The organism is Pseudomonas putida (assembly GCF_001976065.1).
GTDB classification, from domain to species: Bacteria; Pseudomonadota; Gammaproteobacteria; order Pseudomonadales; family Pseudomonadaceae; genus Aquipseudomonas; species Aquipseudomonas serbica.
The window spans coordinates 645,985-671,402 of record NZ_MNAH01000004.1 but is presented as its reverse complement, the minus strand read 5'-3'; the positions used below and the strand labels follow the sequence as shown (position 1 = coordinate 671,402).

The 25,418-nt window shown below is 60.0% G+C and carries 25 protein-coding genes; 14 read left to right on the top strand and 11 right to left on the bottom strand.

Annotation, left to right across the window (positions count from 1 at the left end; translation table 11 throughout):
* The first annotated feature begins 90 nt into the window (after nt 1-90).
* Both BKX96_RS18330 and BKX96_RS18325 read left to right on the top strand, forming a co-directional pair.
* Complete coding sequence (locus tag BKX96_RS18330) at nt 91-822, top strand: carbonic anhydrase (protein ID WP_046818688.1); 732 nt, start codon at nt 91-93, stop codon at nt 820-822.
* A gap of 90 nt (nt 823-912) precedes the next feature.
* The gene (locus BKX96_RS18325) at nt 913-2,439 is read left to right on the top strand and encodes a SulP family inorganic anion transporter (protein ID WP_046818687.1); all 1,527 of its coding nucleotides are present in this window, start codon (nt 913-915) and stop codon (nt 2,437-2,439) included.
* A gap of 100 nt (nt 2,440-2,539) precedes the next feature.
* On the opposite strand, the gene BKX96_RS18320 is transcribed toward BKX96_RS18325, so the two are convergent.
* Nucleotides 2,540-3,190: a hypothetical protein gene (locus tag BKX96_RS18320; protein ID WP_046818686.1), complete on the bottom strand. Its 651-nt coding sequence runs from the start codon at nt 3,188-3,190 to the stop codon at nt 2,540-2,542.
* 370 nt (nt 3,191-3,560) lie between these two features.
* On the opposite strand from BKX96_RS18320, the gene coxB reads away from it, so the two are divergent.
* From coxB to BKX96_RS18300, 4 genes are all read left to right on the top strand, one after another.
* The gene (gene coxB / locus BKX96_RS18315) at nt 3,561-4,688 is read left to right on the top strand and encodes a cytochrome c oxidase subunit II (RefSeq protein ID WP_077185125.1); all 1,128 of its coding nucleotides are present in this window, start codon (nt 3,561-3,563) and stop codon (nt 4,686-4,688) included.
* 82 nt (nt 4,689-4,770) lie between these two features.
* Complete coding sequence (gene ctaD, locus BKX96_RS18310; RefSeq protein WP_046818684.1) at nt 4,771-6,360, top strand: cytochrome c oxidase subunit I; 1,590 nt, start codon at nt 4,771-4,773, stop codon at nt 6,358-6,360.
* A gap of 114 nt (nt 6,361-6,474) precedes the next feature.
* Nucleotides 6,475-7,026 carry a cytochrome c oxidase assembly protein gene (locus BKX96_RS18305; RefSeq protein WP_046818683.1) on the top strand — a complete coding sequence of 184 codons (552 nt, stop codon included), beginning with the start codon at nt 6,475-6,477 and terminating at the stop codon, nt 7,024-7,026.
* Between the two features lie 26 nt (nt 7,027-7,052).
* Nucleotides 7,053-7,940, top strand: coding sequence for a cytochrome c oxidase subunit 3 (locus BKX96_RS18300; protein WP_046818682.1), 888 nt, complete (start codon nt 7,053-7,055; stop codon nt 7,938-7,940).
* 3 nt (nt 7,941-7,943) lie between these two features.
* Here BKX96_RS18300 and BKX96_RS18295 read toward each other — a convergent pair whose 3' ends face one another.
* On the bottom strand, nt 7,944-8,147 hold the full coding sequence (locus tag BKX96_RS18295; RefSeq protein ID WP_008064738.1) for a twin transmembrane helix small protein: 204 nt from the start codon (nt 8,145-8,147) through the stop codon (nt 7,944-7,946).
* Between the two features lie 70 nt (nt 8,148-8,217).
* Here BKX96_RS18295 and BKX96_RS18290 point away from each other — a divergent pair, with 70 nt between their 5' ends.
* Genes BKX96_RS18290 through BKX96_RS18270 form a run of 5 tightly spaced genes read left to right on the top strand, consistent with a single transcriptional unit; the run spans nt 8,218 to nt 12,120 of the window.
* On the top strand, nt 8,218-8,958 hold the full coding sequence (locus tag BKX96_RS18290; protein WP_046818681.1) for an SURF1 family protein: 741 nt from the start codon (nt 8,218-8,220) through the stop codon (nt 8,956-8,958).
* Nucleotides 8,924-9,517: a PA_0111/PP_0108 family redox-active disulfide protein gene (locus BKX96_RS18285; protein ID WP_046818680.1), complete on the top strand. Its 594-nt coding sequence runs from the start codon at nt 8,924-8,926 to the stop codon at nt 9,515-9,517. Before BKX96_RS18290 ends, BKX96_RS18285 begins: the two co-directional genes overlap by 35 nt.
* A 10-nt stretch (nt 9,518-9,527) precedes the next feature.
* Nucleotides 9,528-10,601: a COX15/CtaA family protein gene (locus BKX96_RS18280; protein WP_046818679.1), complete on the top strand. Its 1,074-nt coding sequence runs from the start codon at nt 9,528-9,530 to the stop codon at nt 10,599-10,601.
* Nucleotides 10,589-11,488 carry a heme o synthase gene (gene cyoE / locus BKX96_RS18275; RefSeq protein ID WP_077185123.1) on the top strand — a complete coding sequence of 300 codons (900 nt, stop codon included), beginning with the start codon at nt 10,589-10,591 and terminating at the stop codon, nt 11,486-11,488. Before BKX96_RS18280 ends, cyoE begins: the two co-directional genes overlap by 13 nt.
* A complete protein-coding gene (locus tag BKX96_RS18270; protein WP_077185121.1) occupies nt 11,485-12,120 on the top strand; it encodes an SCO family protein in 636 nt (211 codons plus the stop codon). Before cyoE ends, BKX96_RS18270 begins: the two co-directional genes overlap by 4 nt.
* 150 nt (nt 12,121-12,270) lie before the next feature.
* Here the strand turns inward: BKX96_RS18270 and BKX96_RS18265 are convergent, their stop codons facing one another.
* From BKX96_RS18265 to BKX96_RS18255, 3 genes are all read right to left on the bottom strand, one after another.
* Nucleotides 12,271-13,044, bottom strand: coding sequence for a MetQ/NlpA family ABC transporter substrate-binding protein (locus BKX96_RS18265; protein WP_046818676.1), 774 nt, complete (start codon nt 13,042-13,044; stop codon nt 12,271-12,273).
* An 89-nt stretch (nt 13,045-13,133) separates the two neighbouring features.
* Nucleotides 13,134-13,808 (bottom strand): methionine ABC transporter permease, encoded by a 675-nt coding sequence (locus BKX96_RS18260; RefSeq protein ID WP_008002212.1) that lies wholly within the window; start codon nt 13,806-13,808, stop codon nt 13,134-13,136.
* Nucleotides 13,808-14,815: a methionine ABC transporter ATP-binding protein gene (locus tag BKX96_RS18255; RefSeq protein WP_046818675.1), complete on the bottom strand. Its 1,008-nt coding sequence runs from the start codon at nt 14,813-14,815 to the stop codon at nt 13,808-13,810. The genes BKX96_RS18260 and BKX96_RS18255 overlap by 1 nt, the downstream gene beginning before the upstream one ends.
* Before the next feature lie 171 nt (nt 14,816-14,986).
* On the opposite strand from BKX96_RS18255, the gene katE reads away from it, so the two are divergent.
* Nucleotides 14,987-17,164, top strand: coding sequence for a catalase HPII (gene katE, locus BKX96_RS18250; RefSeq protein ID WP_166620476.1), 2,178 nt, complete (start codon nt 14,987-14,989; stop codon nt 17,162-17,164).
* Between the two features lie 42 nt (nt 17,165-17,206).
* On the opposite strand, the gene BKX96_RS18245 is transcribed toward katE, so the two are convergent.
* Genes BKX96_RS18245 through zur form a run of 4 tightly spaced genes read right to left on the bottom strand, consistent with a single transcriptional unit; the run spans nt 17,207 to nt 20,006 of the window.
* Complete coding sequence (locus BKX96_RS18245; RefSeq protein ID WP_046818673.1) at nt 17,207-17,920, bottom strand: PA5502 family lipoprotein; 714 nt, start codon at nt 17,918-17,920, stop codon at nt 17,207-17,209.
* Nucleotides 17,921-17,957: 37 nt separating this feature from the next.
* Nucleotides 17,958-18,746 (bottom strand): zinc ABC transporter permease subunit ZnuB, encoded by a 789-nt coding sequence (znuB, locus tag BKX96_RS18240; protein ID WP_046818672.1) that lies wholly within the window; start codon nt 18,744-18,746, stop codon nt 17,958-17,960.
* Nucleotides 18,739-19,524, bottom strand: coding sequence for a zinc ABC transporter ATP-binding protein ZnuC (gene znuC, locus BKX96_RS18235; protein WP_046818671.1), 786 nt, complete (start codon nt 19,522-19,524; stop codon nt 18,739-18,741). The genes znuB and znuC overlap by 8 nt, the downstream gene beginning before the upstream one ends.
* Nucleotides 19,524-20,006 carry a zinc uptake transcriptional repressor Zur gene (gene zur, locus BKX96_RS18230; protein WP_046818670.1) on the bottom strand — a complete coding sequence of 161 codons (483 nt, stop codon included), beginning with the start codon at nt 20,004-20,006 and terminating at the stop codon, nt 19,524-19,526. Before zur ends, znuC begins: the two co-directional genes overlap by 1 nt.
* Nucleotides 20,007-20,072: 66 nt before the next feature.
* Here zur and BKX96_RS18225 point away from each other — a divergent pair, with 66 nt between their 5' ends.
* Nucleotides 20,073-20,993, top strand: a complete 921-nt coding sequence (locus tag BKX96_RS18225; RefSeq protein WP_077185119.1) for a zinc ABC transporter substrate-binding protein — start codon at nt 20,073-20,075, stop codon at nt 20,991-20,993.
* Between the two features lie 116 nt (nt 20,994-21,109).
* On the opposite strand, the gene BKX96_RS18220 is transcribed toward BKX96_RS18225, so the two are convergent.
* Nucleotides 21,110-22,060 (bottom strand): homoserine kinase, encoded by a 951-nt coding sequence (locus BKX96_RS18220; RefSeq protein ID WP_046818668.1) that lies wholly within the window; start codon nt 22,058-22,060, stop codon nt 21,110-21,112.
* A 59-nt stretch (nt 22,061-22,119) separates the two neighbouring features.
* The gene (locus tag BKX96_RS18215; protein ID WP_046818667.1) at nt 22,120-22,410 is read right to left on the bottom strand and encodes a DUF2782 domain-containing protein; all 291 of its coding nucleotides are present in this window, start codon (nt 22,408-22,410) and stop codon (nt 22,120-22,122) included.
* Nucleotides 22,411-22,484: 74 nt separating this feature from the next.
* Here BKX96_RS18215 and polA point away from each other — a divergent pair, with 74 nt between their 5' ends.
* Nucleotides 22,485-25,292 (top strand): DNA polymerase I, encoded by a 2,808-nt coding sequence (polA, locus tag BKX96_RS18210; protein WP_077185117.1) that lies wholly within the window; start codon nt 22,485-22,487, stop codon nt 25,290-25,292.
* The last annotated feature ends 126 nt before the right edge of the window (nt 25,293-25,418 follow it).

Genomic DNA, 25,418 nt, shown 5'->3' with positions numbered 1-25,418 from the left:
AGTTTCACGACCTGGATGTTTTTTAAACAGCCACTGGCTTCATACCGGACAAAACGGGATTATCCCTGACTCCGCCAAAGAGGATGAATCATGAGTGACAAGGATAAACAGCCGTTGGCTGCGTCGGCTTCTGCCCAACCCGAGGCGGAAACCGCCGATGCAGCGCTGCAGCATATCGTTGACGGCTTTTTGCATTTTCATCATGAGATCTTTCCGCAACAGGAAGAACTCTTCAAGAAACTCGCTACGGCCCAGCGCCCGCGAGCCATGTTCATCGCCTGCGCCGACTCGCGCATCGTTCCCGAACTGATCACCCACAGCGCCCCCGGCGATCTCTTCGTGACCCGCAACGTCGGTAACGTTGTGCCACCTTACGGGCAAATGAACGGCGGCGTTTCCACGGCCATCGAGTACGCCGTGCTGGCCCTGGGCGTGCATCACATCATCATTTGCGGGCACTCCGATTGCGGGGCGATGCGCGCGGTACTCAACCCGCAGAGCCTGGAAAAAATGCCTACGGTCAAAGCCTGGCTGCGGCATGCTGAAGTGGCCAAGACCATGGTCCAGGAAAACTGCAATTGCGCTGATGAAAACGAAAGCATGCACATCCTCACCGAGGAAAATGTGATCGCCCAATTGCAGCATTTGCGCACTCACCCCTCGGTGGCCTCGCGCATGGCCAATGGTCAGTTGTTTATCCACGGTTGGGTCTACAACATCGAAACCAGCGAAATAAAAGCCTACGACGCCGACAAGGGTTGTTTCCTGCCGCTTAATGGCAGCCTGCCTATTCCGGTCGCGACGCCCAAAGCGCGCTTCTAAATCCTCCTAAATACCCGTGTGGTTCAGTCGAGGCTGCCAATCAGGCAGCCTGGCTTCGCCATGCCTGAAGAAAACTTCGGGAGAATCATCATGCGTGCTGCGCAACTCAAAACTGTGCTGCCACGGGAGCTGTTGGCTTCGGTGGTCGTGTTTCTGGTCGCCCTGCCCCTGTGCATGGGCATCGCCATCGCTTCGGGACTGCCACCCGCCAAAGGCCTGATTACCGGGATCATCGGCGGACTGGTGGTCGGTTGGCTGGCCGGGTCGCCGCTGCAAGTCAGCGGACCGGCAGCAGGCCTGGCGGTGTTGGTGTTCGAACTGGTACGCCAACATGGCGTGGCCATGCTCGGGCCGATCTTGCTGTTGGCAGGTTTTCTACAACTGGTCGCCGGTCGGTTGAAACTGGGCTGCTGGTTTCGCGTGACCGCACCCGCCGTTGTCTACGGCATGCTCGCCGGGATCGGGGTATTGATCGTTTTGTCACAAATACACGTGATGCTGGACGCCACGCCCAAACCCTCGGGGCTGGATAACCTGGCAGCTTTCCCGGCCGCAGTGGCTCAGGCGTTGCCATCCTTTGGCTGGCAGGCCGGTTTGCTCGGGCTGGGAACGATCGCAGTTATGTGGCTGTGGGAAAAGCTGCGCCCTCATTCCCTGCGCTTCGTGCCCGGCGCGCTGCTCGGCGTAGGGATGGCCACCGTCATCAGCCTGGCCTTGGCGCTGCAAGTCAAACGAGTGGAAGTGCCGGCCAACCTGGCCGAGGCCATCGACTGGCTGAAACCTGCGGACTTGCTGAACCTGGCTGACCCCACGCTGCTGATCGCTGCCTTCGCGGTAGCCTTCATCGCCAGCGCCGAAACCTTGCTGTCCGCCGCCGCAGTCGACCGCATGCACAGCGGTCAACGATCGGACTTCGATCGCGAACTGTCTGCCCAAGGCGTCGGCAACATGCTTTGTGGATTGCTCGGTGCGCTGCCGATGACCGGGGTGATAGTCCGTAGCTCGGCCAACGTCCAGGCCGGTGCCACCACCCGCTACTCGACGATTTTCCACGGATTGTGGCTGTTGGCCTTCGTGATGTTGCTATCGAGCGTGCTGCAGAGCATTCCGGTAGCGAGCCTGGCCGGTGTGTTGGTCTACACGGGTTTCAAACTGGTCGATCTCAAGGCTTTTCGCGGTTTGGGTCGCTATGGGCGGATGCCGATGTTCACGTACGCCGCGACGGCTCTGGCGATCATTTTCACTGACCTGCTGACTGGTGTGCTGATCGGCTTTGGCCTGACCTTGGCCAAACTGGCGTGGAAAGCCTCGCGCTTGAAGATCAGCCTGATCGATCTGCCGCAGGATGGGGAAATGGAATTGCGTCTGGTGGGTGCGGCGACCTTTCTCAAGGTGCCGGCGTTGACGCAGGTACTGGGCAGCATTCCAGCGGGTGTGACGGTGCATGTGCCGCTAAATAACTTGAGCTACATCGATCACGCTTGCCTGGAGTTGCTGGAAGAATGGGGTCGGGCGAATGCGGCCAAAGGGTCAAGACTGCTGATTGAGGCACGGGGGTTGAAACGCAGGTTGGAGGGCCGGGTGTGGACCAACACCGGCGTAGGCTCCACCACCTAGACCTTGTAGGAGCCGGCTTGCTGGCGATCCAGGCGACGCGGTGTGTGAGGCAGACCGCGTCGTCTGGATCGCCAGCAAGCCGGCTCCTCCAGGGATGGAGTCAGGCGACGGTTTGATCCAGCTCCAGGCCCACGCCCAGGCGTCGGGACATGCAAGGCCAGCGCTTCCATGCAGCACCGGTATCCGGGCTGCTGAGTTTCTCACGGTAGGCTTCTACCGATTCCAGCGCAAAACTTTCGTCGTTGAGCATCTCGTCGATGGTGTGATGCACCGCTTCATCGAGCTGATTGGCAAATTCCTCACCGATCAATTGATGAGCAATCAGGTTGGCAACAGTCATGTCCAAGGGGATCAGTGGCTGGCCAAGATGCTTGATGTACAGGTCGTTGACCTCTTCGACAAACCGGTGCGCCAGATAGGCTTCGTCCAGCAAGCTGTCGAGCCCGACATGCCCGGCCATGATCGCTGGCGGCTGGAGGAAGTACTGTTCGGCAATCTTCAGTACCGGTTTGACCTGCGATTCGATACCCGCTTCCCTGGCGACTTCATTGGCTGCATCCAGCAGGTCCGGCACTTCTTCAATGTAGGCGGCGACAAAACGCGTCAGCACGCCATTGGCGTCCGCTTCCGGCAATTGGATCGCCGGGTGTAAATGAGGCAGCTTGGTTGCCAGCTGACGCGTCAGCAAGCCAGTCTCGGCTTCGTGTTGTTGGGCTTTTTGGATCTGCTCGCGCAATGCGGCGGTGTTCATGAAAACTCCAGGAAACAAGGCAATGAAATAGGGAAGACATAACTTAGCTGGCATACGAAAAATGCTAAGACGCATTTGTCATAATTATTTCATCCTTGAGACGGCATGGTTATATCCATTGGCCACCACTCGTCTGCATCCTTCTCCATTCGTGCCCTGCAACGCAAGTTAATGCTGTTTCAGTTCATTTACGCCAGCACATTGCGAGGTGGGAGTCGCTGTCTATACTCGGGTTGGAATGGAGTTAGCTGATGACGCCCGACTGCAACTGCAGCAAGGCCCGGCGATTCAAGTTCGTAGTCTGATGCAGCCGCTCCCTTGCCGCAGGTGAAAGCCGGCGGGATAACAAGAACGATAAGGGGAACCCGCAATGATGCGACATCCACATGTCTGGATGGGCCTCCTGTTGTGGTCGATTTTCAGTCAGGCACAAGCTGCCTGGACTGTGAATATGGCGCCTGGAGCGACTGAAATCAGTCACGCTGTGTTTGACCTGCACATGACCATTTTCTGGATCTGTGTAGTGATCGGCCTCATCGTCTTTGGCGCCATGTTCTGGTCGATGATCCTGCACCGGCGTTCTACCGGGCAGGTAGCGGCAAAATTTCATGAAAGCACCACCGTCGAGATCCTCTGGACGATCGTGCCCTTCCTGATTCTGGTGGCCATGGCGATTCCGGCGACCGCCACCCTGATCAAGATGTACGACGCCAGTGAGCCGGAAATCGATATCCAGGTCACCGGCTATCAGTGGAAATGGCACTACAAGTACCTGGGCCAGGACGTCGAGTTCTTCAGCAACCTGGCCACTCCCGCCGATCAGATCCACAACAAGGAAGCCAAGAGCGAGCACTACCTGCTTGAGGTCGACAAGCCCCTGGTGCTTCCAATCGGCGCCAAAGTGCGCTTCCTGGTGACTTCCGCCGACGTGATCCACTCCTGGTGGGTGCCGGCCTTCGCGGTCAAGCGCGATGCGATCCCGGGGTTCGTCAACGAAGCCTGGACCCGCATCGACAAGCCCGGCATTTACCGTGGCCAATGCGCCGAGCTGTGCGGCAAGGACCACGGCTTCATGCCGATCGTGGTTGAGGTCAAGGAAAAGGCCGACTACGAAAAATGGCTAGGCGAACGCAAGGCCGAAGCCGCGCAACTCAAGGAGCTGACCAGCAAGGAATGGACCCTCGACGAGCTCATAGAGCGCGGCGACAAGATTTATCACACCTCGTGCGTAGCCTGTCACCAGGCCGAAGGCCAAGGTTTGCCGCCGATGTTCCCGGCGCTCAAAGGCTCGAAAATCGCTACCGGACCGAAAGAAGGCCACCTGAGCATTGTCTTCCATGGCAAGCCTGGCACCGCCATGGCGGCGTTCGGCAAGCAACTGTCGGAAGTCGATATCGCAGCGGTCGTGACCTTTGAACGTAACGCCTGGGGCAACAACAAGGGCGACATGGTCACCCCCAAAGAAGTGCTGGAACTGAAACAGGCGGAAAGCAAATGACCCGGTCTATTGCTCATCCAAGGAACCGGTCGGGGCATCGCGCCCCGGCCTGCCCAGCCCATCTGTTTGCAGGAGACAGGCCATGAGCGCCGTTATCGATGACCACGGTCACGCCACCGACCATGCCCACGGCCCCGCCAAAGGCCTCATGCGTTGGGTGCTGACCACCAACCACAAGGACATCGGTACGCTGTACCTGTGGTTTGCGTTTTCCATGTTCCTGCTCGGCGGCTCGTTCGCGATGGTGATTCGCGCCGAACTGTTCCAGCCAGGGTTGCAGATCGTCCAGCCGGAATTCTTCAACCAGATGACCACCATGCACGGCCTGGTGATGGTCTTCGGTGCGGTGATGCCGGCCTTTGTCGGCCTTGCCAACTGGATGGTGCCGCTGATGATCGGCGCACCCGACATGGCGCTGCCGCGGATGAACAACTTCAGCTTCTGGCTATTGCCGGCCGCGTTCATCCTGTTGGTTTCGACCCTGTTCACCCCGGGAGGCGGACCCAACTTTGGCTGGACGTTCTACGCGCCCCTGTCGACGACCTACGCGCCGGAAAGCGTGACGTTCTTCATCTTCGCCATCCACTTGATGGGGATCAGTTCGATCATGGGTGCGATCAACGTGATTGCCACCATTCTCAATCTGCGCGCCCCCGGCATGACGCTGATGAAAATGCCATTGTTCGTCTGGACCTGGTTGATCACCGCGTTCCTGCTGATCGCGGTGATGCCGGTACTGGCCGGTTGCGTGACGATGATGCTGATGGACATCCACTTCGGCACCAGCTTCTTCAGTGCCGCCGGTGGCGGTGACCCAGTGCTGTTCCAGCATGTGTTCTGGTTCTTCGGCCACCCCGAGGTGTACATCATGATCCTGCCGGCCTTCGGGGCCGTCAGCTCGATCATCCCGACCTTCTCGCGCAAGCCGCTGTTCGGCTACACCTCGATGGTCTACGCCACGGCGAGCATCGCGTTCCTGTCGTTCATCGTCTGGGCGCACCACATGTTCGTGGTCGGCATTCCACTGGTGGGCGAGCTGTTCTTCATGTACGCCACGTTGCTCATCGCGGTGCCCACCGGGGTCAAGGTGTTCAACTGGGCCAGTACCATGTGGCAAGGCTCGCTGACCTTCGAGACGCCCATGCTGTTTGCCGTGGCGTTCGTGATCCTGTTCTCCATCGGCGGTTTTTCCGGATTGATGCTGGCCATCGCCCCGGCGGATTTCCAGTATCAGGACACCTACTTCGTGGTCGCGCACTTCCACTATGTACTGGTGCCCGGCGCCATCTTCGGGATCTTCGCCTCGGCTTACTACTGGATGCCGAAATGGACCGGCCACATGTACGACGAAACCCTCGGCAAGCTGCATTTCTGGCTGTCGTTCATCGGCATGAACATGGCGTTCTTCCCGATGCACTTCGTGGGGCTGGCGGGCATGCCGCGGCGGATCCCGGACTACAACCTGCAGTTCGCCGATTTCAATATGGTGTCGTCGATCGGTGCGTTCATGTTCGGCGCCACGCAGATTTTCTTCCTGTTCATTGTGATCAAGACCATTCGTGGCGGGGAGCCAGCACCGGCCAAACCGTGGGATGGGGCCGAGGGCCTGGAGTGGAGCATTCCGTCACCGGCGCCGTATCACACCTTCACCACGCCGCCGGAAGTGAAATGAACACGCCTCTTGTAGGAGCCGGCTTGCTGGCGAATGTCGCGACTTGGTGTGTCAGACACACCGCTTTCGCTGGCAAGCCAGCTCCTACAGGGATATGCGTAGAGGTTGGAAGCCATGGCTGATTCGATTTCGATGAAAAAGCTGGTCACGCGCCTGCTGCTGGTGGTGGTGGCGATGTTTGTCTTCGGCTTTGCCCTGGTGCCGATCTACGACGTGATGTGCCAGGCGTTCGGCATCAATGGCAAGACCGCAGGCCAATACGAGGGCTCGCAAACGGTCGACACTTCGCGGCAAGTACGCGTGCAGTTTCTGTCGACTAACTCCGCCGACATGTCCTGGGATTTCTATCCCAAGCAGGATGAATTGACAGCCAATCCCGGGGCTGTAAACGAGATGATCTTCATCGCGCACAACCCCACCGATCGCCCGATGAGCGCCCAGGCAGTGCCGAGCATCGCGCCCAGCGCGGCGGCGGCGTACTTCCACAAGACCGAATGTTTCTGCTTTACCCAGCAAGTGCTGCAGCCCGGTCAACAGATCGAGATGCCGGTACGTTTCATCGTTGACCGTGACATGCCCAAGGATGTGAAGCATTTGACGCTGTCCTACACGCTGTTCGATATCACCGCCCGACATCCACCGGTCGCAGTAAATACTGGCGGTTGAGCGTGCCCGATAAGGAGAACAATAAAATGGCAACTCATGAACACTATTACGTTCCCGCCCAGAGCAAATGGCCGATCATCGCCACGGTCGGGATGTTCGTCACCGTATTAGGCCTGGCCACCTGGTTCAATGACCTGAAGGCTGCGCGGCCGGAATCCCATGGCCCGTTGATCTTTTTCATTGGCAGCCTGCTGCTGGCCTATATGTTGTTCGGCTGGTTCGGCACGGTGATCAAGGAAAGCCGCGGCGGCTTGTACAGCGCGCAGATGGACCGCTCGTTCCGCTGGGGCATGAGCTGGTTCATCTTCTCGGAAGTAATGTTCTTCATCGCCTTCTTCGGCGCACTGTTTTACGTACGCCACGTTTCCGGCCCGGCACTGGGCGGTGAAGGCGCCAAAGGCATCGCCCATATGTTGTGGCCAAACTTCCAGTTCACCTGGCCGCTGCTCAACAACCCGGATTCCAAACTCTTTCCGCCGCCCAAGGAAGTCATCAGCCCCTGGGGCCTGCCGCTGCTCAATACCGTGTTGCTGGTGAGTTCCAGCGTGACCGTGACAATCGCCCACCATGCCTTGAAAAAGGGTCATCGCGGCGCGCTGAAAATCTGGTTGGCGATCACCGTGCTGTTGGGCTGTGCATTCCTCGGGTTTCAGGCCGAAGAGTACATGCACGCGTACCAAGAACTGGGCCTGACCCTGGGTTCAGGCATCTACGGCGCCACATTCTTCATGCTCACCGGGTTCCACGGCGCCCACGTGACGATCGGCACCATCATCCTGTTCGTGATGTTGATGCGGATCATGCGTGGACACTTCGACAATGAGCACCAGTTCGGCTTCGAGGCCGCTAGCTGGTACTGGCACTTCGTGGATGTGGTGTGGATCGGGTTGTTCGTTTTCGTCTATGTGCTCTAACCCCTACCAGGGGGCATGGGAAACCAGCTGACCGCTGAAAAAGCCCCAGGCAATCAAGCCGACGGTGATGGCGGCCAGCGCGACACGAACACTCAAGGCAATGACGAGGCGGTTCGAGCTGCTGTCGTCCTTGACCAGAAAGAACAGGCCGCTGAACAGGCTGACAACCGTGGCAATCAGCATCAGGACGATAGCTGCTTTGAGCATGGTGGGACTCCGGGGGACAAGCGATGCACTTGAGTATAGCTATCGCGACGACCGACTTTCTGGCGAAGCCATGAAGCGCTTTCGGCCGGGCATCATTCCGACATTGGTGGTTGCGCTACTGTTGCCGCTGCTGGTGTCGCTCGGGTTTTGGCAATTGAGCCGAGGCGCGGAGAAAAGCGCGCTGCTGCAAAGCTACTCCGAGCGCCGGGCCGCAGAACCGATGGCCAGCGCCGAGCTGCTACACACACCAGATCCGGCCTTCCGCCGGGTTCACCTGCACGGTCGGTTCGACGCCGGCCACAGCCTGTTGCTGGACAACCGCCAGCGCGATGGCAAGGTCGGCGTCGAATTGTTGCAACCCTTTCAGGATCAGGCCACCGGGCTGTGGCTGCTGGTCAATCGTGGCTGGCTGCCATGGCCGGACCGGCGTACCCCGCCGCAATTCGACACCCCCGCCCAGGCCCTGAGTCTCGACGCCTGGGTCTACGTTCCCCCCGGCGCCACCTTCCAGTTGCACGCCGACCCGAGCACTACGGTCTGGCCCCAACTGGTGACCGCGGTTGAGCCAGCCAGGCTCTGGACAGCCCTCGAGCGCGATGGCTTTGCTTACGAAATACGCGCCGAAACGGGTCCCTCTACCTATCAGGCCGATTGGCCGGTGGTGGCCATGGGGCCGGAAAAACACATCGCTTATGCCGTGCAGTGGTTCGCCATGTCGATCGCCCTGTTCGGTCTATACCTCTACCTCGGCTGGCACAACGCAAAGGAGAAACACCATGGGAGCGGCCATGAATCCACCCAGCATGTCTGAGGCCAAAACGCCGGCGAGTCGGCGCAAGGGTCGCCTGCAACTGCTGCTGATTCTGCTCGGGGTGATCGGTCCGATGATCCTCGCCACCGGCATGTACAAACTGCAATTCTGGGTGCCGGAAGGCCGCAGTTATCACGGTGAGCTGATCGGCAACGGCCAGACCCGCGCCGACCTGGGCGTGCAGGCTGACGAGCAACGCTGGCAGCTGCTGGTGACCGCGCCCAAGGCGTGTGCCGTGGACTGTCAGCAACTGGTGTATCTGGCGCGGCAGGTGCAGATCGGCCTGGGTCGCGATGCCGGGCGAGCCAGCCATGCCATTGCCGTGACACAACCGCTGAGCAGCGATTATGACGCCAAGCTGACCCGCGAATACCCGCAGTTGCAACGCTACCCGCTGGACCTCTCCACCTTCACCAAGACCCATGGCGACAAGACCGCACCGCAACTGTGGATCATCGACCCCCACGGCAACCTGGTATTGCGCTATGACCCGTCGGTGAAGGGCAAAGACTTGCTGAACGACCTGCGTCACCTGTTGAAACTGTCGAACATCGGATAAGGGCATCGTCATGGCCAAGCCTGGATTTCGCCTCGCGCTGTTTGCCACCTTGCTGGCACTGATTGTGGTGCTGCTCGGCGCCTACACCCGCCTGACCCACGCAGGCCTGGGCTGCCCGGACTGGCCCGGCTGCTACGGCTTTATCAGCGTTCCGAAAAGCGAGGCGCAACTGGCCCATGCCGAATTGCATTTTCCGGACACGCCTGTCGAAGCCCATAAAGGCTGGAACGAAATGATCCACCGCTACTTCGCCGGCACACTGGGGCTGCTGATCTCGGTGTTGGCCGGTCGGGCCTGGGTCCATCGCCGGCATCCAGGGCAACCGGTGAAGCTGCCGTTGTTCCTGCTGACAGTGGTGTTCGCCCAGGCGGCGTTCGGCATGTGGACGGTGACACTCAAGCTCTGGCCACAAGTGGTCACCGGGCATCTGCTGGGCGGCTTTGCGACCTTGAGCCTGCTGTTTCTGCTGACCTTGCGCCTGTCCGGCGTATTACCCGCACTCACGGTACCGCGACGCCTGCAGTACTGGGCGACTGCCGGATTGTTGCTGGTGATCGGGCAAATTGCCCTCGGCGGCTGGGTGAGTTCCAACTACGCCGCTGTGGCCTGTATCGACTTCCCGACCTGCCACGGTCAATGGCTGCCGCCCGCCGACTTCGCCAACGGTTTTCACCTGACCCAACATATCGGTCCGAACTATCTCGGCGGGCAGCTCGACAGCGATGCCCGCACCGCGATTCACCTGACCCATCGCATCGGCGCGCTGCTGGTGACCCTGGTGTTGCTCGGCCTTGCCTGGCAACTGAAGGTCGTCGGCATGACGCGCCTGGCAGGCTTGGTGCTGATCGCCCTTGCCGCGCAAATCACCCTGGGCATCAGCAACGTGCTGTTTCATCTGCCGCTGCCGGTGGCTGTCGCCCACAACGCGGGTGGCGCTGCGTTGCTGCTGACGCTGGTGCTGGTCAATTACCACGCCCGGACCAGCCTGGTTCGGGTCAAGCAGCCGACTCGCTGGCGCTTCAGCCCGCGTAAACATTCAGCCGGGCCCATAACAATAAAAGGAGAGATGCCATGGCGATTCTGATCGGCGCGCGTCACGGCCAGGCGATCTGGCGTGACTACCTGGAGCTGACCAAACCCAAGGTGGTGGTGCTGATGCTCATCACCTCGCTGGCGGGAATGTTCCTCGCGACCCGCGCCGGGGTGCCATGGACCGTGCTGGTGTTCGGCAATCTGGGGATCGCGCTATGCGCTGGCGGGGCCGCAGCCGTCAACCATGTGGTGGACCGGCGCATCGATGCAGTCATGGCGCGCACCCACAAGCGGCCGCTCGCCGAAGGCCGGGTATCACCGGCCGCCGCGCTGACGTTTGCCTTGATGCTGGCGTTGCTGGGCCAGGCCTTGTTGCTGGCCTTCACCAATCCACTGACCGCGTGGCTGACACTGGCCTCCCTGCTCGGCTACGCGGTGGTCTACACCGGTTTTCTCAAACGAGCCACGCCGCAGAACATCGTCATCGGTGGCCTGGCCGGGGCCGCGCCCCCCCTGCTCGGCTGGACCGCCGCCACTGGCCACGTCACCGCCGAACCGCTGCTGCTGGTACTGATCATCTTCGCCTGGACCCCACCGCACTTCTGGGCGCTGGCCATCCATCGCAAGGAGGAATATGCCAAGGCCGATATCCCGATGCTGCCGGTGACCCATGGCGAGCACTACACCAAGATTCACATCCTGCTCTATACCTTCGCGCTGCTGGCCGTCAGCCTGATGCCCTATGTGATTCACATGAGCGGCCTGCTTTACCTGGTCTGCGCCCTCGGTCTTGGCGCCAGGTTCCTGCAATGGGCCGTGGTGCTGTACCGTGGCACTCGGCCGCACGCGGCGATCAACACCTTCAAGTACTCTATTTACTACTTGTTCCTGTTGTTCATCGCCCTGCTCGTTGACCACTACTTATTGTTGAACCTATGACTCGAACCCAGAAAACCGTCTTCATCCTTGTCGCCCTGATCGCGCTGGTCCTGGGCCTGACCATCAACAAAGTGCTGTCCGGCAAAAGCCAGGGCGACCCGACGGCACTGATCGACGCCGGGATCATCCTGCTGCCGCAAAGCCGCAACCTGCCGAGCGTGACGATGACCGACCAGGACGGCAAGCCGGTGGCGATCAATGAACTCAAAGGCAAATGGTCGCTGCTGTTCTTCGGCTACACCTTCTGCCCGGACATCTGCCCGACCACCCTCGCCCAACTGCGCCAGATCAAGAGTGAACTGCCGCCCGAAGCGGTGGACAAGTTGCAGATCGTGCTGGTCAGCGTCGATCCCAACCGCGATACGCCGAAACAGCTCAAGCAGTACCTGGGTTACTTCGATCCACAGTTCGTCGGCCTGACGCCGACCTCTATCGAAGACCTGCAGAAAGTGGCCAACGCCGTGAGCATTCCATTCATTCCGGCCGATACCAGCAAGCCGAATTACACCGTCGACCACAGTGGCAACCTGGCGGTCATCGGGCCGGACGGGACGCAGCGCGGGTTTATCCGGGCGCCGTTGAACAATGTGAAGCTGGTGGCGCAGTTGCCGGTGATGCTCAAGCGTCAGTGAACACATCACAAAACCTGTAGGAGCCCGGCTTGCCGGCGAAGGGGCCCGCGAGATTGCCCTCGCCGGCAAGCCGGCTCCTACAGGGCTCCGTATTTCAGGCGAAAAAAAGGGGCGCATTCAATGCGCCCCTTTTTCGTTGCGTTCAGCCAATCAGAACGCCGGCACGACCGCGCCTTTGTACTTCTCGAGAATGAAGGCCTTCACTTCCGGGCTGTGCAGGGCAGCTACCAGCTTCTTCATCGCTTCGCTGTCCTTGTCGTCCGGGCGGGCAACCAGGATGTTCACGTAAGGCGAGTCGCTGCCTTCGATGAACAGCGCGTCCTTGGAAGGATCGAGCTTGGCTTCCAACGCATAGTTGGTGTTGATCAGCGCGAGGTCAACCTGGGTCAGTACACGCGGGATGGTCGCGGCTTCCAGCTCACGGAACTTCAGGTTCTGCGGGTTCTCGGTAATGTCCTTGACCGTCGACAGGATGTTGTTTGAATCCTGCAGCTTGATCATATCGGCCTTGGCCAACAGCAGCAGCGCACGGCCGCCGTTGGTGGCATCGTTGGGGATCACCACGGTGGCGGTGCTTGGCAGCTCTTTCAGGGACTTGTACTTGCTGGAGTAAACACCCAGTGGCTCAAGATGAACGCCGGCTACCGACACCAGGTGGGTGCCCTTGGCCTTGTTGAACTCATCCAGATACGGCTGGTGCTGGAAGAAGTTGGCGTCCAGGCGTTTTTCCGCGACCTGCACGTTCGGCTGGATGTAATCGGTGAAGACCTTGACCTTGAGGTCGACGCCTTGCTTGGCCAGTGCCGGTTTAACGAATTCAAGGATTTCCGCATGTGGAACCGGGGTCGCCGCGACAGTCAGGGTGTCGGCAGCGTGGGCGGAAAAGGCTGCAACGGCAGCGAACGCGACGAGTAGTTTTTTCATTCAGCTAACTCCATGTGGGTACCCGCTTGCGGCGCCCGTTTGGCGCCTGCCAGCGAATGACCGGCTCATTTGTCATTTACGAGAACTGTTTATTTCCGGGAAAAATGCACAACCAGCTTGTCGCCGACGGTTTGCAGGACCTGCACCAGCACCAGCAGCAGCACCACCGTGACCACCATCACGTCAGTCTGGAAGCGCTGGTAACCGAACCGGATCGCCAAGTCACCCAAGCCACCAGCACCGACCACACCGGCCATGGCCGTGTAGGAAACCAGTGTAATGGCTGTGACCGTAATTGCCGCGAAGATGCCGGGACGGGCTTCAGGCAGCAAGGCATTGGTGATGATCTGCCGCGTCGTCGCGCCCATGGCCTGGGTCGCTTCGATGATGCCGCGATCCACTTCACGCAACGCGGTTTCCACCAGGCGCGCAAAAAACGGCGTAGCGCCCACTACCAGCGGTGGGATTGCACCGGCGACGCCGAGGGAGGTACCCGTGATCAACACCGTGAACGGGATCATCACGATCAGCAGAATGATGAACGGCAGCGAACGCAGGATGTTCACCACCAGGGACAACATCGCATAGACGCCTTTGGCTTCCAGCAACTGACGGGGGCTGCAGAGGAACAACAGCACCCCCAGCGGCAGGCCCAGCAGCACGGTGAACAACAGCGAACCACCGAGCATCAGCAGGGTGTCGCCGGTGGCCAGCCAGATTTCAAACCAGTCGATATTGGCGAAGAAACTTGTCAGGGCTTCCATTAGCGCAGCACCTCCATGTGGACGTCGGCCGCGGTGAAGCGGGCGAAGGCCGCTTCCATGTCACCGCCGGTCACGGCCAGGGTCAGTTGCCCGTAAGGGATGTCCTTGATGCGGTCGATACGACCGGCCAGGATGCTGTAGTCCACACCGGTTTCCCGAGCGACGGTACCCAGAAGGGGCGCGTAGGTCGCTTCACCCTGGAAGGTCAGGCGCACAATGCGGCCAGGCACATGAGCGAAGTCGTCACGTTGTTCGCTTTCGTCGATTTGCTCGTCTTCTTGCACGAAGCGCTTGGTCGTCGGGTGTTTAGGATGCAGAAACACCTCGGCCACCGTGCCTTGCTCGACGATCACGCCAGCGTCCATGACTCCGACCTGGTCGCAGACCCGGCGAATCACGTCCATTTCATGGGTAATCAGCACGATGGTCAACTTCAGCTCACGGTTGATCTCGGCCAGCAATTGCAGGACCGACGCCGTGGTTTGCGGGTCGAGGGCGCTGGTGGCTTCATCGCACAGGAGAATTTTCGGCTTGGTTGCCAGGGCGCGGGCAATGCCGACGCGTTGCTTCTGGCCGCCGGACAACTGCGCCGGGTACTTGTTGGCGTGGTCGGACAAACCGACCCGGGCCAGCAACTCGGCGACACGCTGGTTGATCTCGGGGCGGGACATCTCACCCGCCAGCGTCAGTGGCAGGGCAACGTTGTCGGCCACGGTCTTGGATGCCAGCAAGTTGAAGTGCTGGAAAATCATCCCGACCTGCTGACGGAAACGGCGCAAGCCGTTGGCGTCGAGCGCCGTGACCTCTTCGCCATCAACGATGATCTTGCCGCCGCTGGAGTTTTCCAGGCGATTGATCAGACGTAGCAGGGTACTTTTTCCCGCACCGGAATGGCCGATCAGACCGAAGACCTGACCGTTCTCTATCGTCAGGCTGGTCGGATGCAGGGCGGGGATATCCTTACCGGCAACGCGGTAGGTTTTATGGACGTTTTGAAACTCGATCACGTAGCGAACCTTGTGGGGCGCGTTGGAAAAGGATCAGCGGTTAGCCGGGCGCGCATTTTAGCCTGTCCGTATAGCAGTTCTTAGCATTTATTTCGCATTCGACCAGTCATTTGGCAATAACGCGATCAAAGGTCAGATAAAAGGAACGCCGCAAAACACCATCAGTCACTAATAGGGCCACTCGAAAAAAAACCCGAGGAGACACGCCCGATGAGTACCAAGAAGCCTGCCGCCCCCAAGAGCGCACTGGCCGGGACCGATACCCTGGACCGCAGCAACACCAACACCAAACTCGATAGCCTGGAAAAATTCCGCTCCGACGCCACAGGCCAGGCCTTGCGTACCAATCAAGGCGTGAAGGTTGCAGACAATCAAAACACGCTGAAAGCCGGTGCCCGTGGGCCGTCGCTGCTGGAAGATTTCATCATGCGTGAAAAGATCACGCACTTTGACCATGAGCGTATCCCCGAGCGCATCGTGCATGCCCGCGGTACCGGCGCTCATGGCTTCTTCCAGTCCTACGAGAACCACTCCGTGCTGACCAAGGCCGGTTTTCTGCAGGATCCTGCGAAAAAAACCCCGGTATTCGTGCGTTTTTCCACAGTGCAGGGGCCCCGTGGGTCGGGCGATACCGTGCGGGACGTACGAGGCTTCGCCGTGAAGTTTTTCACCGATGAAGGCAACTTCGATCTGGTGGGCAACAACATGCCGGTGTTTTTCATCCAGGACGCCATCAAGTTTCCCGACTTTGTCCACGCGGTAAAACCCGAGCCTCACAACGAAATCCCTACGGGCGGCTCGGCCCACGATACGTTCTGGGACTTTGTTTCGCTGCAACCCGAATCAGCCCACATGGTGATCTGGGCGATGTCCGACCGGGCCATCCCGAAAAGCCTGCGCAGCATGCAAGGCTTCGGCGTGCATACCTTCCGCCTGATCAACGCCGAAGGAAAGTCGCGCTTCGTCAAATTTCACTGGCGCCCTGCCGCCGGGACCTGCTCGCTGGTGTGGGATGAAGCGCAGAAACTGGCAGGCAAGGACACCGACTATCATCGCCGCGATCTCTGGGAAGCCATCGAGATGGGCGACTACCCGGAATGGGAACTCGGCGTACAGGTCATCGAGGAAGAAAACGAACACGCTTTCGATTTCGACATCCTCGACCCCACCAAGCTGATTCCAGAAGAGCTCGTACCCATTACGCCGCTGGGGAAAATGACGCTCAACCGCAACCCGGACAACTTCTTCGCTGAAACCGAGCAGGTGGCTTTCTGCCCGGGGCATATCGTGCCCGGGATCGACTTCTCCAACGATCCGTTGCTGCAAGGTCGGCTGTTTTCCTACACCGACACGCAGATCAGCCGACTCGGTGGGCCGAACTTTCACGAAATCCCGATCAATCGTCCGGTAGCACCGTTCCACAACGGCCAGCGTGATGCGTTGCATCGCACCACCATCGACAAGGGGCGCGCGTCCTACGAACCGAACTCGATCGACGGCGGCTGGCCGAAAGAGACGCCCGCCGCCGCCCAGGACGGCGGGTTCGAAAGTTATCAGGAGCGCATCGACGCCAACAAGATCCGTCAGCGCAGCGAGTCATTTGGCGACCACTTTTCCCAGGCCCGGCTGTTTTTCCACAGCATGAGCAAGCACGAGCAGGAGCACATCATTTCCGCCTACAGCTTTGAGCTGGGCAAGGTCGAACGGGAGCATATCCGCGCGCGCGAGGTGAACGAGATTCTGGCCAACATCGATCTGGAGCTGGCCAAGCGCGTGGCGCAAAACCTTGGCCTGCCAGCACCCAAAGCCGGTACGGTCGACGTACCGAAGATATCTCTGGATCGTTCCCCAGCCCTGAGCCAGGCCAACTTGCTGCCGGGGGATATCAAGACCCGAAAAGTGGCGATTCTTGCGGCTAACGGCGTCGATGGCAATGCGATCGATGCGATGAAAAAGGCCCTGGAAGCTGAGGGTGCGCACGCCAAACTGCTTGGCCCCACCTCGGCGCCGGTCACGACCGCTGCCGGCAAGATGCTACCCGTGGATGCGTCGATGGAGGGCATGCCGTCCATTGCGTTCGATGCGGTGTTCGTTCCGGGGGGTGCTGCCTCGATCAAGGCGCTGAGCGGCGACGGCGTGGCGTTGCACTACCTGCTCGAAGCTTACAAACATTTGAAAGCGATCGCGCTGCATGGCGAGGCGAAGCAGCTGCTGGATGTGTTGAAGCTGGAAGTTGATGCGGGTTTGATCGTGGGAGCGAACGGCCAATTGGCCAAGCCGTTCTTTGCGGCAATCGGGCAGCATCGGGTTTGGGACAGGGAGCCTAAGGCCAAGGCGATTCCGGCCTGAAAAGCAAAAGATCGCAGCGCCTACAGGGCTGCGATCTTTTTCTCAAGACTTGCGCGGGCTCAAAACCATCTGCGCCGGAACGCTGCGAATAATCTGCCGCTCCAGATTCAGCTCAAACTGCGGATCGAGCTTCTTCACCCGCTTGGTTAGCAAATTGGCCAGCCATGGGTAATCGTCGGTACGCGGCGCCTGAATGCTCACATCACACTGAAAGTTCACCACATCGGCGGCGATGGCGTCCAGTTGACGACGTAGCTTGGCCATATCGTTGATATTCAACGCAACCGTGGTGCTTTCAGCGGTCAGGTCGATGACCTTGGCTTTTGGTTGGGCTTCGGCAGCCTTGAGGGCCGCTTCGGCTTTTTCCAGTTCAGCCTTGCGGGCCTCGGCGATGGCACCATTGACCCCACCGGTCAGTGCTGGCGCCTTGGGCATCAGCACGCGGGCACGGCTCAGCGCGGTGGCGGCGGCGTTCACATCACCTTTTTGCAGCACGATCTGGCTACGCAACAGATAGGCTTCGGCGAGCTGACGCTGGTATTGCTCAAGGGATTGGTCGTTGGGCGACTCGGCCTGCAACGCCGCCAATTGACCCTCGGCCGTGGCCAGTTCGCTGCTGGCCAGGCTTTGTTCCAGCTGCGCAATGGCCGTGGCCCGCGCATCCGGGGCCTCGGGGGCTGGTGGCGTGCTTTGGCAAGCGCCCAGCAGCAAAGAAAATGCGACAAGGAGCAGATAACGGGAGGCGAACGACTTCATTCCTGCGACTCTCTATTTGCGCAAAAAACGAGCAAGTCTACACCCCTCGACGGGGCAGAACAAAACTCAGCAGAAACAGCGCGGCCGCCGCCACTACAATCGACGGGCCCGCCGGGGTGTCCTTGAACCAGGAAAGCGATAATCCGCCACACACGGCGAGTATGCCAAGCAGGCTCGCACCCAGTGCCATCTGCTCCGGTGAGCGGGCGTGACGTTGTGCCGCAGCCGCCGGAATGATCAACAACGAGGTGATCAGCAACACACCGACGATTTTCATCGCCACCGCAATGACCACGGCGATCAACAGCATCAGTGCCAGGCGCAAACCCGCCACCGGCAGTCCTTCGACCCTCGCCAGCTCCTCGTGCACGGTGATTGCCAGCAATGGCCGCCACAACGTCACCAGCAATGCCAGCACCGCTGCGCTACCCCCGAGGATCCAGGCCAGATCGGTCGGACTGATCGCCAGTAAGTCGCCGAACAGATAGGCCATCAGGTCGATCCGCACTTCGTGCATGAAGCTTAGTACCACCAAGCCTAAAGAGAGGGTGCTGGGTGCGAGAATTCCCAAAAGCGTGTCGGAGGCCAGCGGCTGGCGCTGTTGCAAGGTCACCAGCAACACCGCCAACAGTAAACAGCCGACCGTGACCGCAACTGTCGGGCTGACATCCAGCAGAAAACCCAGCGCCACGCCGAGCAATGCCGCGTGGGACAGGGTGTCGCCGAAATAGGCCATGCGCCGCCAGACCACGAAGGAGCCCAGGGGGCCCGCTACAACCGCCAGGGCCAGACCTGCAAGCAGGGCGTAGAGCAGAAAATCAGCCATGCTTGCAGCTATCTCCGTGAACATGGTTATGGCCCGAGGTGGGCGCCTTGACCACCGAGCCGTGCAAATCGTGGGCGTGGTCGTGATGGTGGTGATAAATCGCCAGGCTTTGGGCGTTTTTTCCGAATAGCTCGACGAATGCCGGATCACCGCTGACCTGCTCGGGGTGGCCGGAGCAGCAGACATGGCGATTCAGGCAAACCACTTGGTCGGTAGTGCTCATCACCAGGTGCAGATCGTGGGAGACCATCAACACGCCGCAGCCGTGACGGTCTCGCAGGCGGGTGATCAGGCTATAGAGTTCGGCCTGACCCGCCACGTCGACCCCTTGTACCGGTTCGTCGAGCACCAGTAATTCCGGCTCGCGCAACAGGGCCCGGGCCAGCAGAACGCGTTGCATTTCTCCGCCGGAAACACTTTGCACGGGGCTATCGATCACCTGCTCGGCGCCGACTTCCTTGAGCGCGGCCAAGGCCATTGCACGGTCCACACCTGGCACCAGGCGCAAGAAACGCAGCACCGAGAGCGGCAGGGTCGGATCGACATGCAGCTTTTGCGGCATATAGCCCACCCGCAGTTTCGGTTTGCGCCAGACGCTGCCGCTGTCGGGTTTCAACAGGCCGAGCACGGCGCGCACCAGGGTGGTCTTGCCGGCGCCATTAGGGCCGATCAAGGTCACGATCTGCCCCGGCTCGACGCTCAACTCGATGTTATCCAGCACCGGTTGCCCGGCAAACGTGACGGCAACCTGCTCGAGACGGATCAGCGCGTTGCTCATCAAGCCCCCTGGCAGCCTGAACAGAGACCGATCACTTCAACGGTCTGACCTTCGACGACAAACCCGACGTCCTTGGCGCTGGCGATGATCGCGTCGCTGATGGACTTCTGTTCGAGTTCGATGGCAGCGTGGCATTCACGGCAGATCAGGAACTGCCCCTGGTGCGCGTGCGCCGGGTGATTACAGCCGATGAAGGCGTTGAGCGAGGAGATACGGTGCACCAGGCCGTTTTCCAGCAGGAAGTCCAGCGCGCGGTAGACCGTTGGCGGCGCAGCCCGGCGACCGTCCTGCTCACTGAGTACCGCGAGAATGTCGTACGCCCCCAGCGGTTTATGGCTTTGCCACACCAGTTCCAGCACCCGCCGACGCAACGCAGTCAGGCGCAAGCCCTGGCGTGCGCACAAGGCATCGGCCTCAGACAAAGCGCTGTGAACGCAATGAGAGTGGTCGTGGGGGCGACTTGCAATCGGTGTTTTAGGCATGAGCGGCGACGAATTTTGTGAGAGACGTTATTATATTACCCGTTCTCGCCTCCTCGAGTGGTTATCGTGTCCCGACTTTTTTCTATCTTTGTCGCATTTATCGCAAGTTTTCTACTGATCGGATCGGCGCAAGCCGAAGTCAGGGTCCTCACCAGCATCAAGCCGCTACAGCTGATCGCTACTGCCGTGCAGGACGGCGTGGCGATTCCGGAGGTCTTGCTGCCACCCGGCGCCTCGCCGCATAACTATGCCCTGCGCCCTTCCGACGTACGGAAGGTGCAATCGGTGGATCTGCTGTACTGGATCGGGCCGGACATGGAAGGTTTCATGCCGCGGGTGCTCAACGGTCGTACATTGCCAAGCGTTGCCGTGCAGGACCTGCCTGGCCTGAAATTGCGACATTTCGCCGAAGACAACCATTCCCACGCTGAAGAAGCCGACGAACATGACCACGATCATCGCCCAGGCACTCTGGATGCGCATTTGTGGCTATCGCCGGCGAACGCCAGGGTAATCGCGGCGAAAATGGCTGCGGATCTGGGCGCAGCCGATTCCGCCAACGCGGCGCACTACCAGCGTAACCTCAAGGCCTTTGATGAGCGCCTGGATGCGTTGGATGCTCGCTTGAAGAAACGTCTGGCGGGTGTTGAAGGCAAACCTTACTTCGTGTTCCACGAAGCCTTCGACTACTTCGAAGACGCCTACGGCCTCAAGCACGCCGGGGTGTTCAGCGTCGCGGCTGAAGTGCAACCCGGCGCCCAGCACGTCGCAGCGATGCGCGCGCGGTTGCAGGAAGTCGGCAAGACCTGCGTATTCAGCGAACCGCCGCTGCGTCCACGCCTGGCGGAAACCCTGGTGGCGGGCCTGCCGGTGAAACTGGCGGAGCTGGATGCGCTAGGCGGGTATACGCCGGCGACTGCCCAGGGGTATGAGCAGGTATTGGAAAAATTGGGCAATGATTTGGCGGGATGCCTGGAGTCGTTGTAATTCAAACATTGCGTCGCCCTATTCGCGAGCAGGCTCGCTCCCACAGGGGTCCTTGGTGAACACAAAATCTGTATTCACACCGGCCACCTGTGGGAGCGGGCTTGCCCGCGAAGCTTTTAGAGGGCGAAAGGCAACGGCGTGCTGACCTTCTGCCGCTGCGCCAACCGCAACTCGAACTCCATCGGATCGTGAATCAACACGTCCTGCCCGGCAAACGACTCTGCCGCGATCAAGCGTGACAACCAGAAGCGCACGCACGCCACCCGCAGCATGGTCGGCCACAGCTCGGCTTCGGTCGCGGTGAAAGGACGTAGCGCCGCATAAGCACCGAGCAACGCCCGAGCCCGTGCCCCGTCGATCAGGCCGTCATCGTCGGAGCACCAGTCGTTCAAGGCAATCGCCACGTCGTAGAGCATCGGCCCCGAACAGGCGTTATAGAAATCGATCAGCCCGGTCAGGTGCGTGCCCTCGAACATCGCGTTATCGCGGAACAGGTCAGCGTGGATGTTGGCGCGTGGCAACGCGAGGATTTTTTCTTTCTGCTCGGTGATTTCTTCCAGTGCCCGCTGCAACAGATCTTTCTGCTGGGGTTTCAGGTGCGAGAGAAACTGCGTGCCTTCTTCCAGCATCCAGTCCAGGCCACGATCGGTCTTGCGCTTGATCATATTGGCTTGGGTTGCCAGGTGCAGGTGAGCCAGCAACTCGCCCACCTGGGCGCAATGCTGCGCGTTGGCCTGCTTGATGTGCTTGCCAGCCAGGCGCGGTTGCAACAGCGCAGGCTTGCCGGCCAGTTCGCGCAGGGCCACGCCGTCGGTGGTACGCAGGGCGTAAGGCACTGGCAGGTCGGCCTGGTGCAGCACGTCGAGCAATTCGATGAAGAACGGCATCTCCTGCACCGGGCCACGCTCGATCAGGGTCAGGACAAATTCGCCCTGCTCCAGGCTGATAAAGAAATTGGTGTTTTCGCTACCGGCGGCAATCCCCTGGAAATCAAGCAGGCGGCCGAGGCCATAAGGGGCGAGAAAAGCTTCCAGCTCAGGCCGAGCCAGGGGGGTAAACACAGACATGGTTAAAACTGCCAGTACGAGGCGCTGCTCTTGAGCCAACGCCGGTTGAAATTAAGAAACTACTTCCATTCGAAGATCTTCCACGACGGTATCAGCATATCCGGCTGATCCGAGCGGATGAAGTTTGCATCGGTCCCGTCTGCGCGCACCAGAAAATACGGCGGCGCGCCCTTAGGCGTGACCTTGATCGCATACAGGAAGCCGTTTTGGCGGTATTCCTGGATGACTTTGTCACCTTCCGTGCGGATCGTAACTTCCGGCTCGGGCGTGGGCGCATCGTCCGCCGCCATGACGGCCAACGGTGTGATTGCAAACAAGCCAGCCAGCAACAGGCGATTTAGTGTGCGCATGATAACCTTGTCCCTTTGTCGTCAACGGTCCCGCTATTCTAGCGCCGGACCCGCCGAAAAGGTTGATCCTGCTCATGAGCCAAGCCCCCCTCGTCCTGGTGGACGGTTCTTCTTACCTGTACCGCGCCTTTCACGCGCTGCCACCACTGACCACGTCCAAAGGCCTGCCGACCGGCGCCGTAAAGGGCGTGTTGAACATGCTCAAGAGTCTGCGCAAGCAGTACCCGGACAGCCCCTTCGCCGTGGTGTTCGACGCCAAGGGTGGGACATTTCGCGATGACATGTACGCCGAATACAAGGCTAACCGTCCGAGCATGCCCGACGATATGCGCGTGCAGATCGAGCCCCTGCATCAAAGCGTGATCGCCCTGGGCTTCCCGCTGTTGTGCGTCGAAGGCGTCGAGGCCGATGACGTGATCGGCACGCTGGCCCGCAGCAGCGCGGCCGCCGATCGCCCAGTGATCATCTCCACCGGCGACAAGGACATGGCGCAACTGGTCGATGGCCACATTACCTTGGTCAATACCATGACCGGTAGCAGCATGGACGTAGAGGGCGTGAAGGAGAAATTCGGCGTCGCTCCCGAGCAGATCATCGACTATCTGGCACTCATGGGCGATTCGTCCGATAACATTCCGGGCGTTCCGGGCATAGGACCAAAGACCGCTTCCGGCCTGCTGGTGGGCGTAAATGGCGGCCTGACGGAACTCTACGCGCAGCTCGATATCGTCCCGACCCTGCCGATCCGCGGCGCCAAGACCCTGCCGGCCAAGCTCGAAGAGCACAAGGAGATGGCATTCCTCTCCTATCAACTGGCGACCATCAAGGTGGATGTACCGTTGGACATCGGTCTCGATGACCTGCGGATGGGTGAGCAAGATCCAGCCAAACTCTACGAGCTCTATACCTTGCTTGAGTTCAAGAGCTGGCTGAACGATCTTGATCGGGACGCCAAGCGCCTTGAACTGAGCGGCGCTGCCCCCGAGCCTGAGCCGGCAGTCGATCTGTTCAGTGCCGCCGAGGCCGAAGCGCCAGCAGTAACGACCCAAGCCCAATACGAAACCATTCTCGACCAGGCACGGTTCGATGCCTGGCTGGGAAAACTCAACGACGCCAAACTGTTCGCCTTCGACACTGAAACCACCGGCATCGATGCGCAACAGGCTCAATTGGTCGGCCTGTCTTTCGCGGTGCAAGCCAACGAAGCGGCCTACATCCCGCTGACACACTCCTACATCGGCGTGCCGCAGCAACTGGATCGCGATACCGTCTTGCGCGCTCTCAAGCCGATCCTGGAAGACCCGGACAAACTCAAGATCGGCCAGCATGCCAAGTTTGACATGAACATCCTGGCCAACTGCGCCATCGGAGGCGATCAGGCCAACGGCATCACCGTGCGTGGCATTGCCTTCGACACCATGCTCGAATCCTATGTGCTCAACTCCACGGCCACCCGCCATGACATGGATAGCCTGGCGTTGAAGTACCTGGATCACACCACCGTGAGTTTCCAGGACATCGCCGGAAAAGGCGTGAAGCAGCTGACGTTCGATCAGATTGCCCTTGAACAGGCCGGGCCTTACGCCGCCGAGGACGCCGATATCACCCTGCGCCTGCATCAGGCGCTGTTCGAGAAACTCAACGCCATTCCGAGCCTGGCCAGCGTTCTGACCGACATCGAAATGCCCCTGGTACCGGTGCTCGCACGTATCGAACGCCAGGGCGCGTTCGTGGATGCTGCCCTGCTGGGTGTGCAGAGCATCGAACTGGGGGAAAAGATGGTGGCGCTGGAGCGCGAAGCCTTCGAGATTGCCGGTGAGGAATTCAACCTGGGTTCGCCCAAGCAACTCGGCGTCATCCTCTACGAGAAACTCGGCCTGCCCGTACTGAAGAAGACCGCCAAGGGCCAGCCTTCCACCGCCGAAGAGGTGCTGGCCAAACTGGCCGAGGACGACTACCGACTGCCTAAAGTGCTCATGGAATACCGTTCCATGAGCAAGCTCAAAAGCACCTATACCGACCGTCTGCCGGAACAGATCAACCCGCGAACCGGACGAATCCACACCTCGTACCACCAGGCAGTTGCCTCCACCGGGCGCCTGTCCTCCAGCGATCCGAACCTGCAGAACATCCCGGTGCGCACGGCTGAAGGGCGGCGCATCCGCCAAGCCTTCGTCGCCCCGGCCGGATACAAGCTGCTGGCCGCCGACTATTCGCAGATCGAACTGCGGATCATGGCGCACCTGTCCCGGGATGAAGGCCTGATGAATGCCTTCCGCCACAACCTGGACGTGCACACCGCAACCGCCGCCGAAGTATTCAAGGTCGAACTCACTGACGTCACCTCCGACCAGCGCCGCAGCGCCAAGGCGATCAACTTCGGCCTGATCTACGGCATGGGTGCGCAAAAGCTCGGCAAGGACATCGGCGTCGATACCAAGACGGCCAAGGCCTATATCGATACCTACTTCGCCCGTTACCCCGGCGTTCGTGAGTACATGGACCGCACCCGCGCCCAGGCCGCAGATCAAGGCTACGTGGAAACGTTCTTCGGGCGGCGGCTGTACCTGCCGGAGATCAATTCCAACAAGCCGCAAGAGCGTGCCGCAGCCGAACGCACGGCGATCAACGCGCCGATGCAAGGCACGGCGGCCGACATCATCAAGAAAGCCATGGTCGCGGTGGATAACTGGCTGAGCGCTTCCGGCCTCGACGCCAAAGTCATCCTGCAAGTGCACGATGAACTGGTGCTTGAGGTGCGTGAGGATCTGGTGGAACAGGTCAGCGAAGAAATCCGCCTGCACATGAGCGGCGCGGCGAAACTGGATGTGCCGTTGCTGGTCGAGGTCGGGGTGGGCAACAACTGGGATGAAGCTCACTAAGCCGCGAATTCTGCTGCGGCATGATGCCGCGGCAGACCGCGCAAAGACTGTTTAGTCCGAAAGGTGCTTGGGATTATTCCAAAGCTCGCGAAATAAAATTGAACTAATTGCGCTTCCAGCCACTCA

What these genes read in the sequence shown, in the direction of transcription:
- BKX96_RS18270 (WP_077185121.1), top strand. Translation starts at nt 11,485, where the DNA reads ATGACTCGAACCCAGAAAACCGTCTTCATCCTTGTCGCCCTGATCGCG.
- znuB (WP_046818672.1), bottom strand. Translation starts at nt 18,746, where the DNA reads ATGGCTGATTTTCTGCTCTACGCCCTGCTTGCAGGTCTGGCCCTGGCG.
- BKX96_RS18320 (WP_046818686.1), bottom strand. Translation starts at nt 3,190, where the DNA reads ATGAACACCGCCGCATTGCGCGAGCAGATCCAAAAAGCCCAACAACAC.
- BKX96_RS18220 (WP_046818668.1), bottom strand. Translation starts at nt 22,060, where the DNA reads ATGTCTGTGTTTACCCCCCTGGCTCGGCCTGAGCTGGAAGCTTTTCTC.
- BKX96_RS18325 (WP_046818687.1), top strand. Translation starts at nt 913, where the DNA reads ATGCGTGCTGCGCAACTCAAAACTGTGCTGCCACGGGAGCTGTTGGCT.
- BKX96_RS18215 (WP_046818667.1), bottom strand. Translation starts at nt 22,410, where the DNA reads ATGCGCACACTAAATCGCCTGTTGCTGGCTGGCTTGTTTGCAATCACA.
- BKX96_RS18245 (WP_046818673.1), bottom strand. Translation starts at nt 17,920, where the DNA reads ATGAAGTCGTTCGCCTCCCGTTATCTGCTCCTTGTCGCATTTTCTTTG.
- polA (WP_077185117.1), top strand. Translation starts at nt 22,485, where the DNA reads ATGAGCCAAGCCCCCCTCGTCCTGGTGGACGGTTCTTCTTACCTGTAC.
- BKX96_RS18285 (WP_046818680.1), top strand. Translation starts at nt 8,924, where the DNA reads ATGGGAGCGGCCATGAATCCACCCAGCATGTCTGAGGCCAAAACGCCG.
- coxB (WP_077185125.1), top strand. Translation starts at nt 3,561, where the DNA reads ATGATGCGACATCCACATGTCTGGATGGGCCTCCTGTTGTGGTCGATT.
- BKX96_RS18280 (WP_046818679.1), top strand. Translation starts at nt 9,528, where the DNA reads ATGGCCAAGCCTGGATTTCGCCTCGCGCTGTTTGCCACCTTGCTGGCA.
- BKX96_RS18290 (WP_046818681.1), top strand. Translation starts at nt 8,218, where the DNA reads ATGAAGCGCTTTCGGCCGGGCATCATTCCGACATTGGTGGTTGCGCTA.
- cyoE (WP_077185123.1), top strand. Translation starts at nt 10,589, where the DNA reads ATGGCGATTCTGATCGGCGCGCGTCACGGCCAGGCGATCTGGCGTGAC.
- ctaD (WP_046818684.1), top strand. Translation starts at nt 4,771, where the DNA reads ATGAGCGCCGTTATCGATGACCACGGTCACGCCACCGACCATGCCCAC.
- BKX96_RS18330 (WP_046818688.1), top strand. Translation starts at nt 91, where the DNA reads ATGAGTGACAAGGATAAACAGCCGTTGGCTGCGTCGGCTTCTGCCCAA.
- BKX96_RS18265 (WP_046818676.1), bottom strand. Translation starts at nt 13,044, where the DNA reads ATGAAAAAACTACTCGTCGCGTTCGCTGCCGTTGCAGCCTTTTCCGCC.
- znuC (WP_046818671.1), bottom strand. Translation starts at nt 19,524, where the DNA reads ATGAGCAACGCGCTGATCCGTCTCGAGCAGGTTGCCGTCACGTTTGCC.
- BKX96_RS18300 (WP_046818682.1), top strand. Translation starts at nt 7,053, where the DNA reads ATGGCAACTCATGAACACTATTACGTTCCCGCCCAGAGCAAATGGCCG.
- zur (WP_046818670.1), bottom strand. Translation starts at nt 20,006, where the DNA reads ATGCCTAAAACACCGATTGCAAGTCGCCCCCACGACCACTCTCATTGC.
- BKX96_RS18305 (WP_046818683.1), top strand. Translation starts at nt 6,475, where the DNA reads ATGGCTGATTCGATTTCGATGAAAAAGCTGGTCACGCGCCTGCTGCTG.
- BKX96_RS18260 (WP_008002212.1), bottom strand. Translation starts at nt 13,808, where the DNA reads ATGGAAGCCCTGACAAGTTTCTTCGCCAATATCGACTGGTTTGAAATC.
- BKX96_RS18295 (WP_008064738.1), bottom strand. Translation starts at nt 8,147, where the DNA reads ATGCTCAAAGCAGCTATCGTCCTGATGCTGATTGCCACGGTTGTCAGC.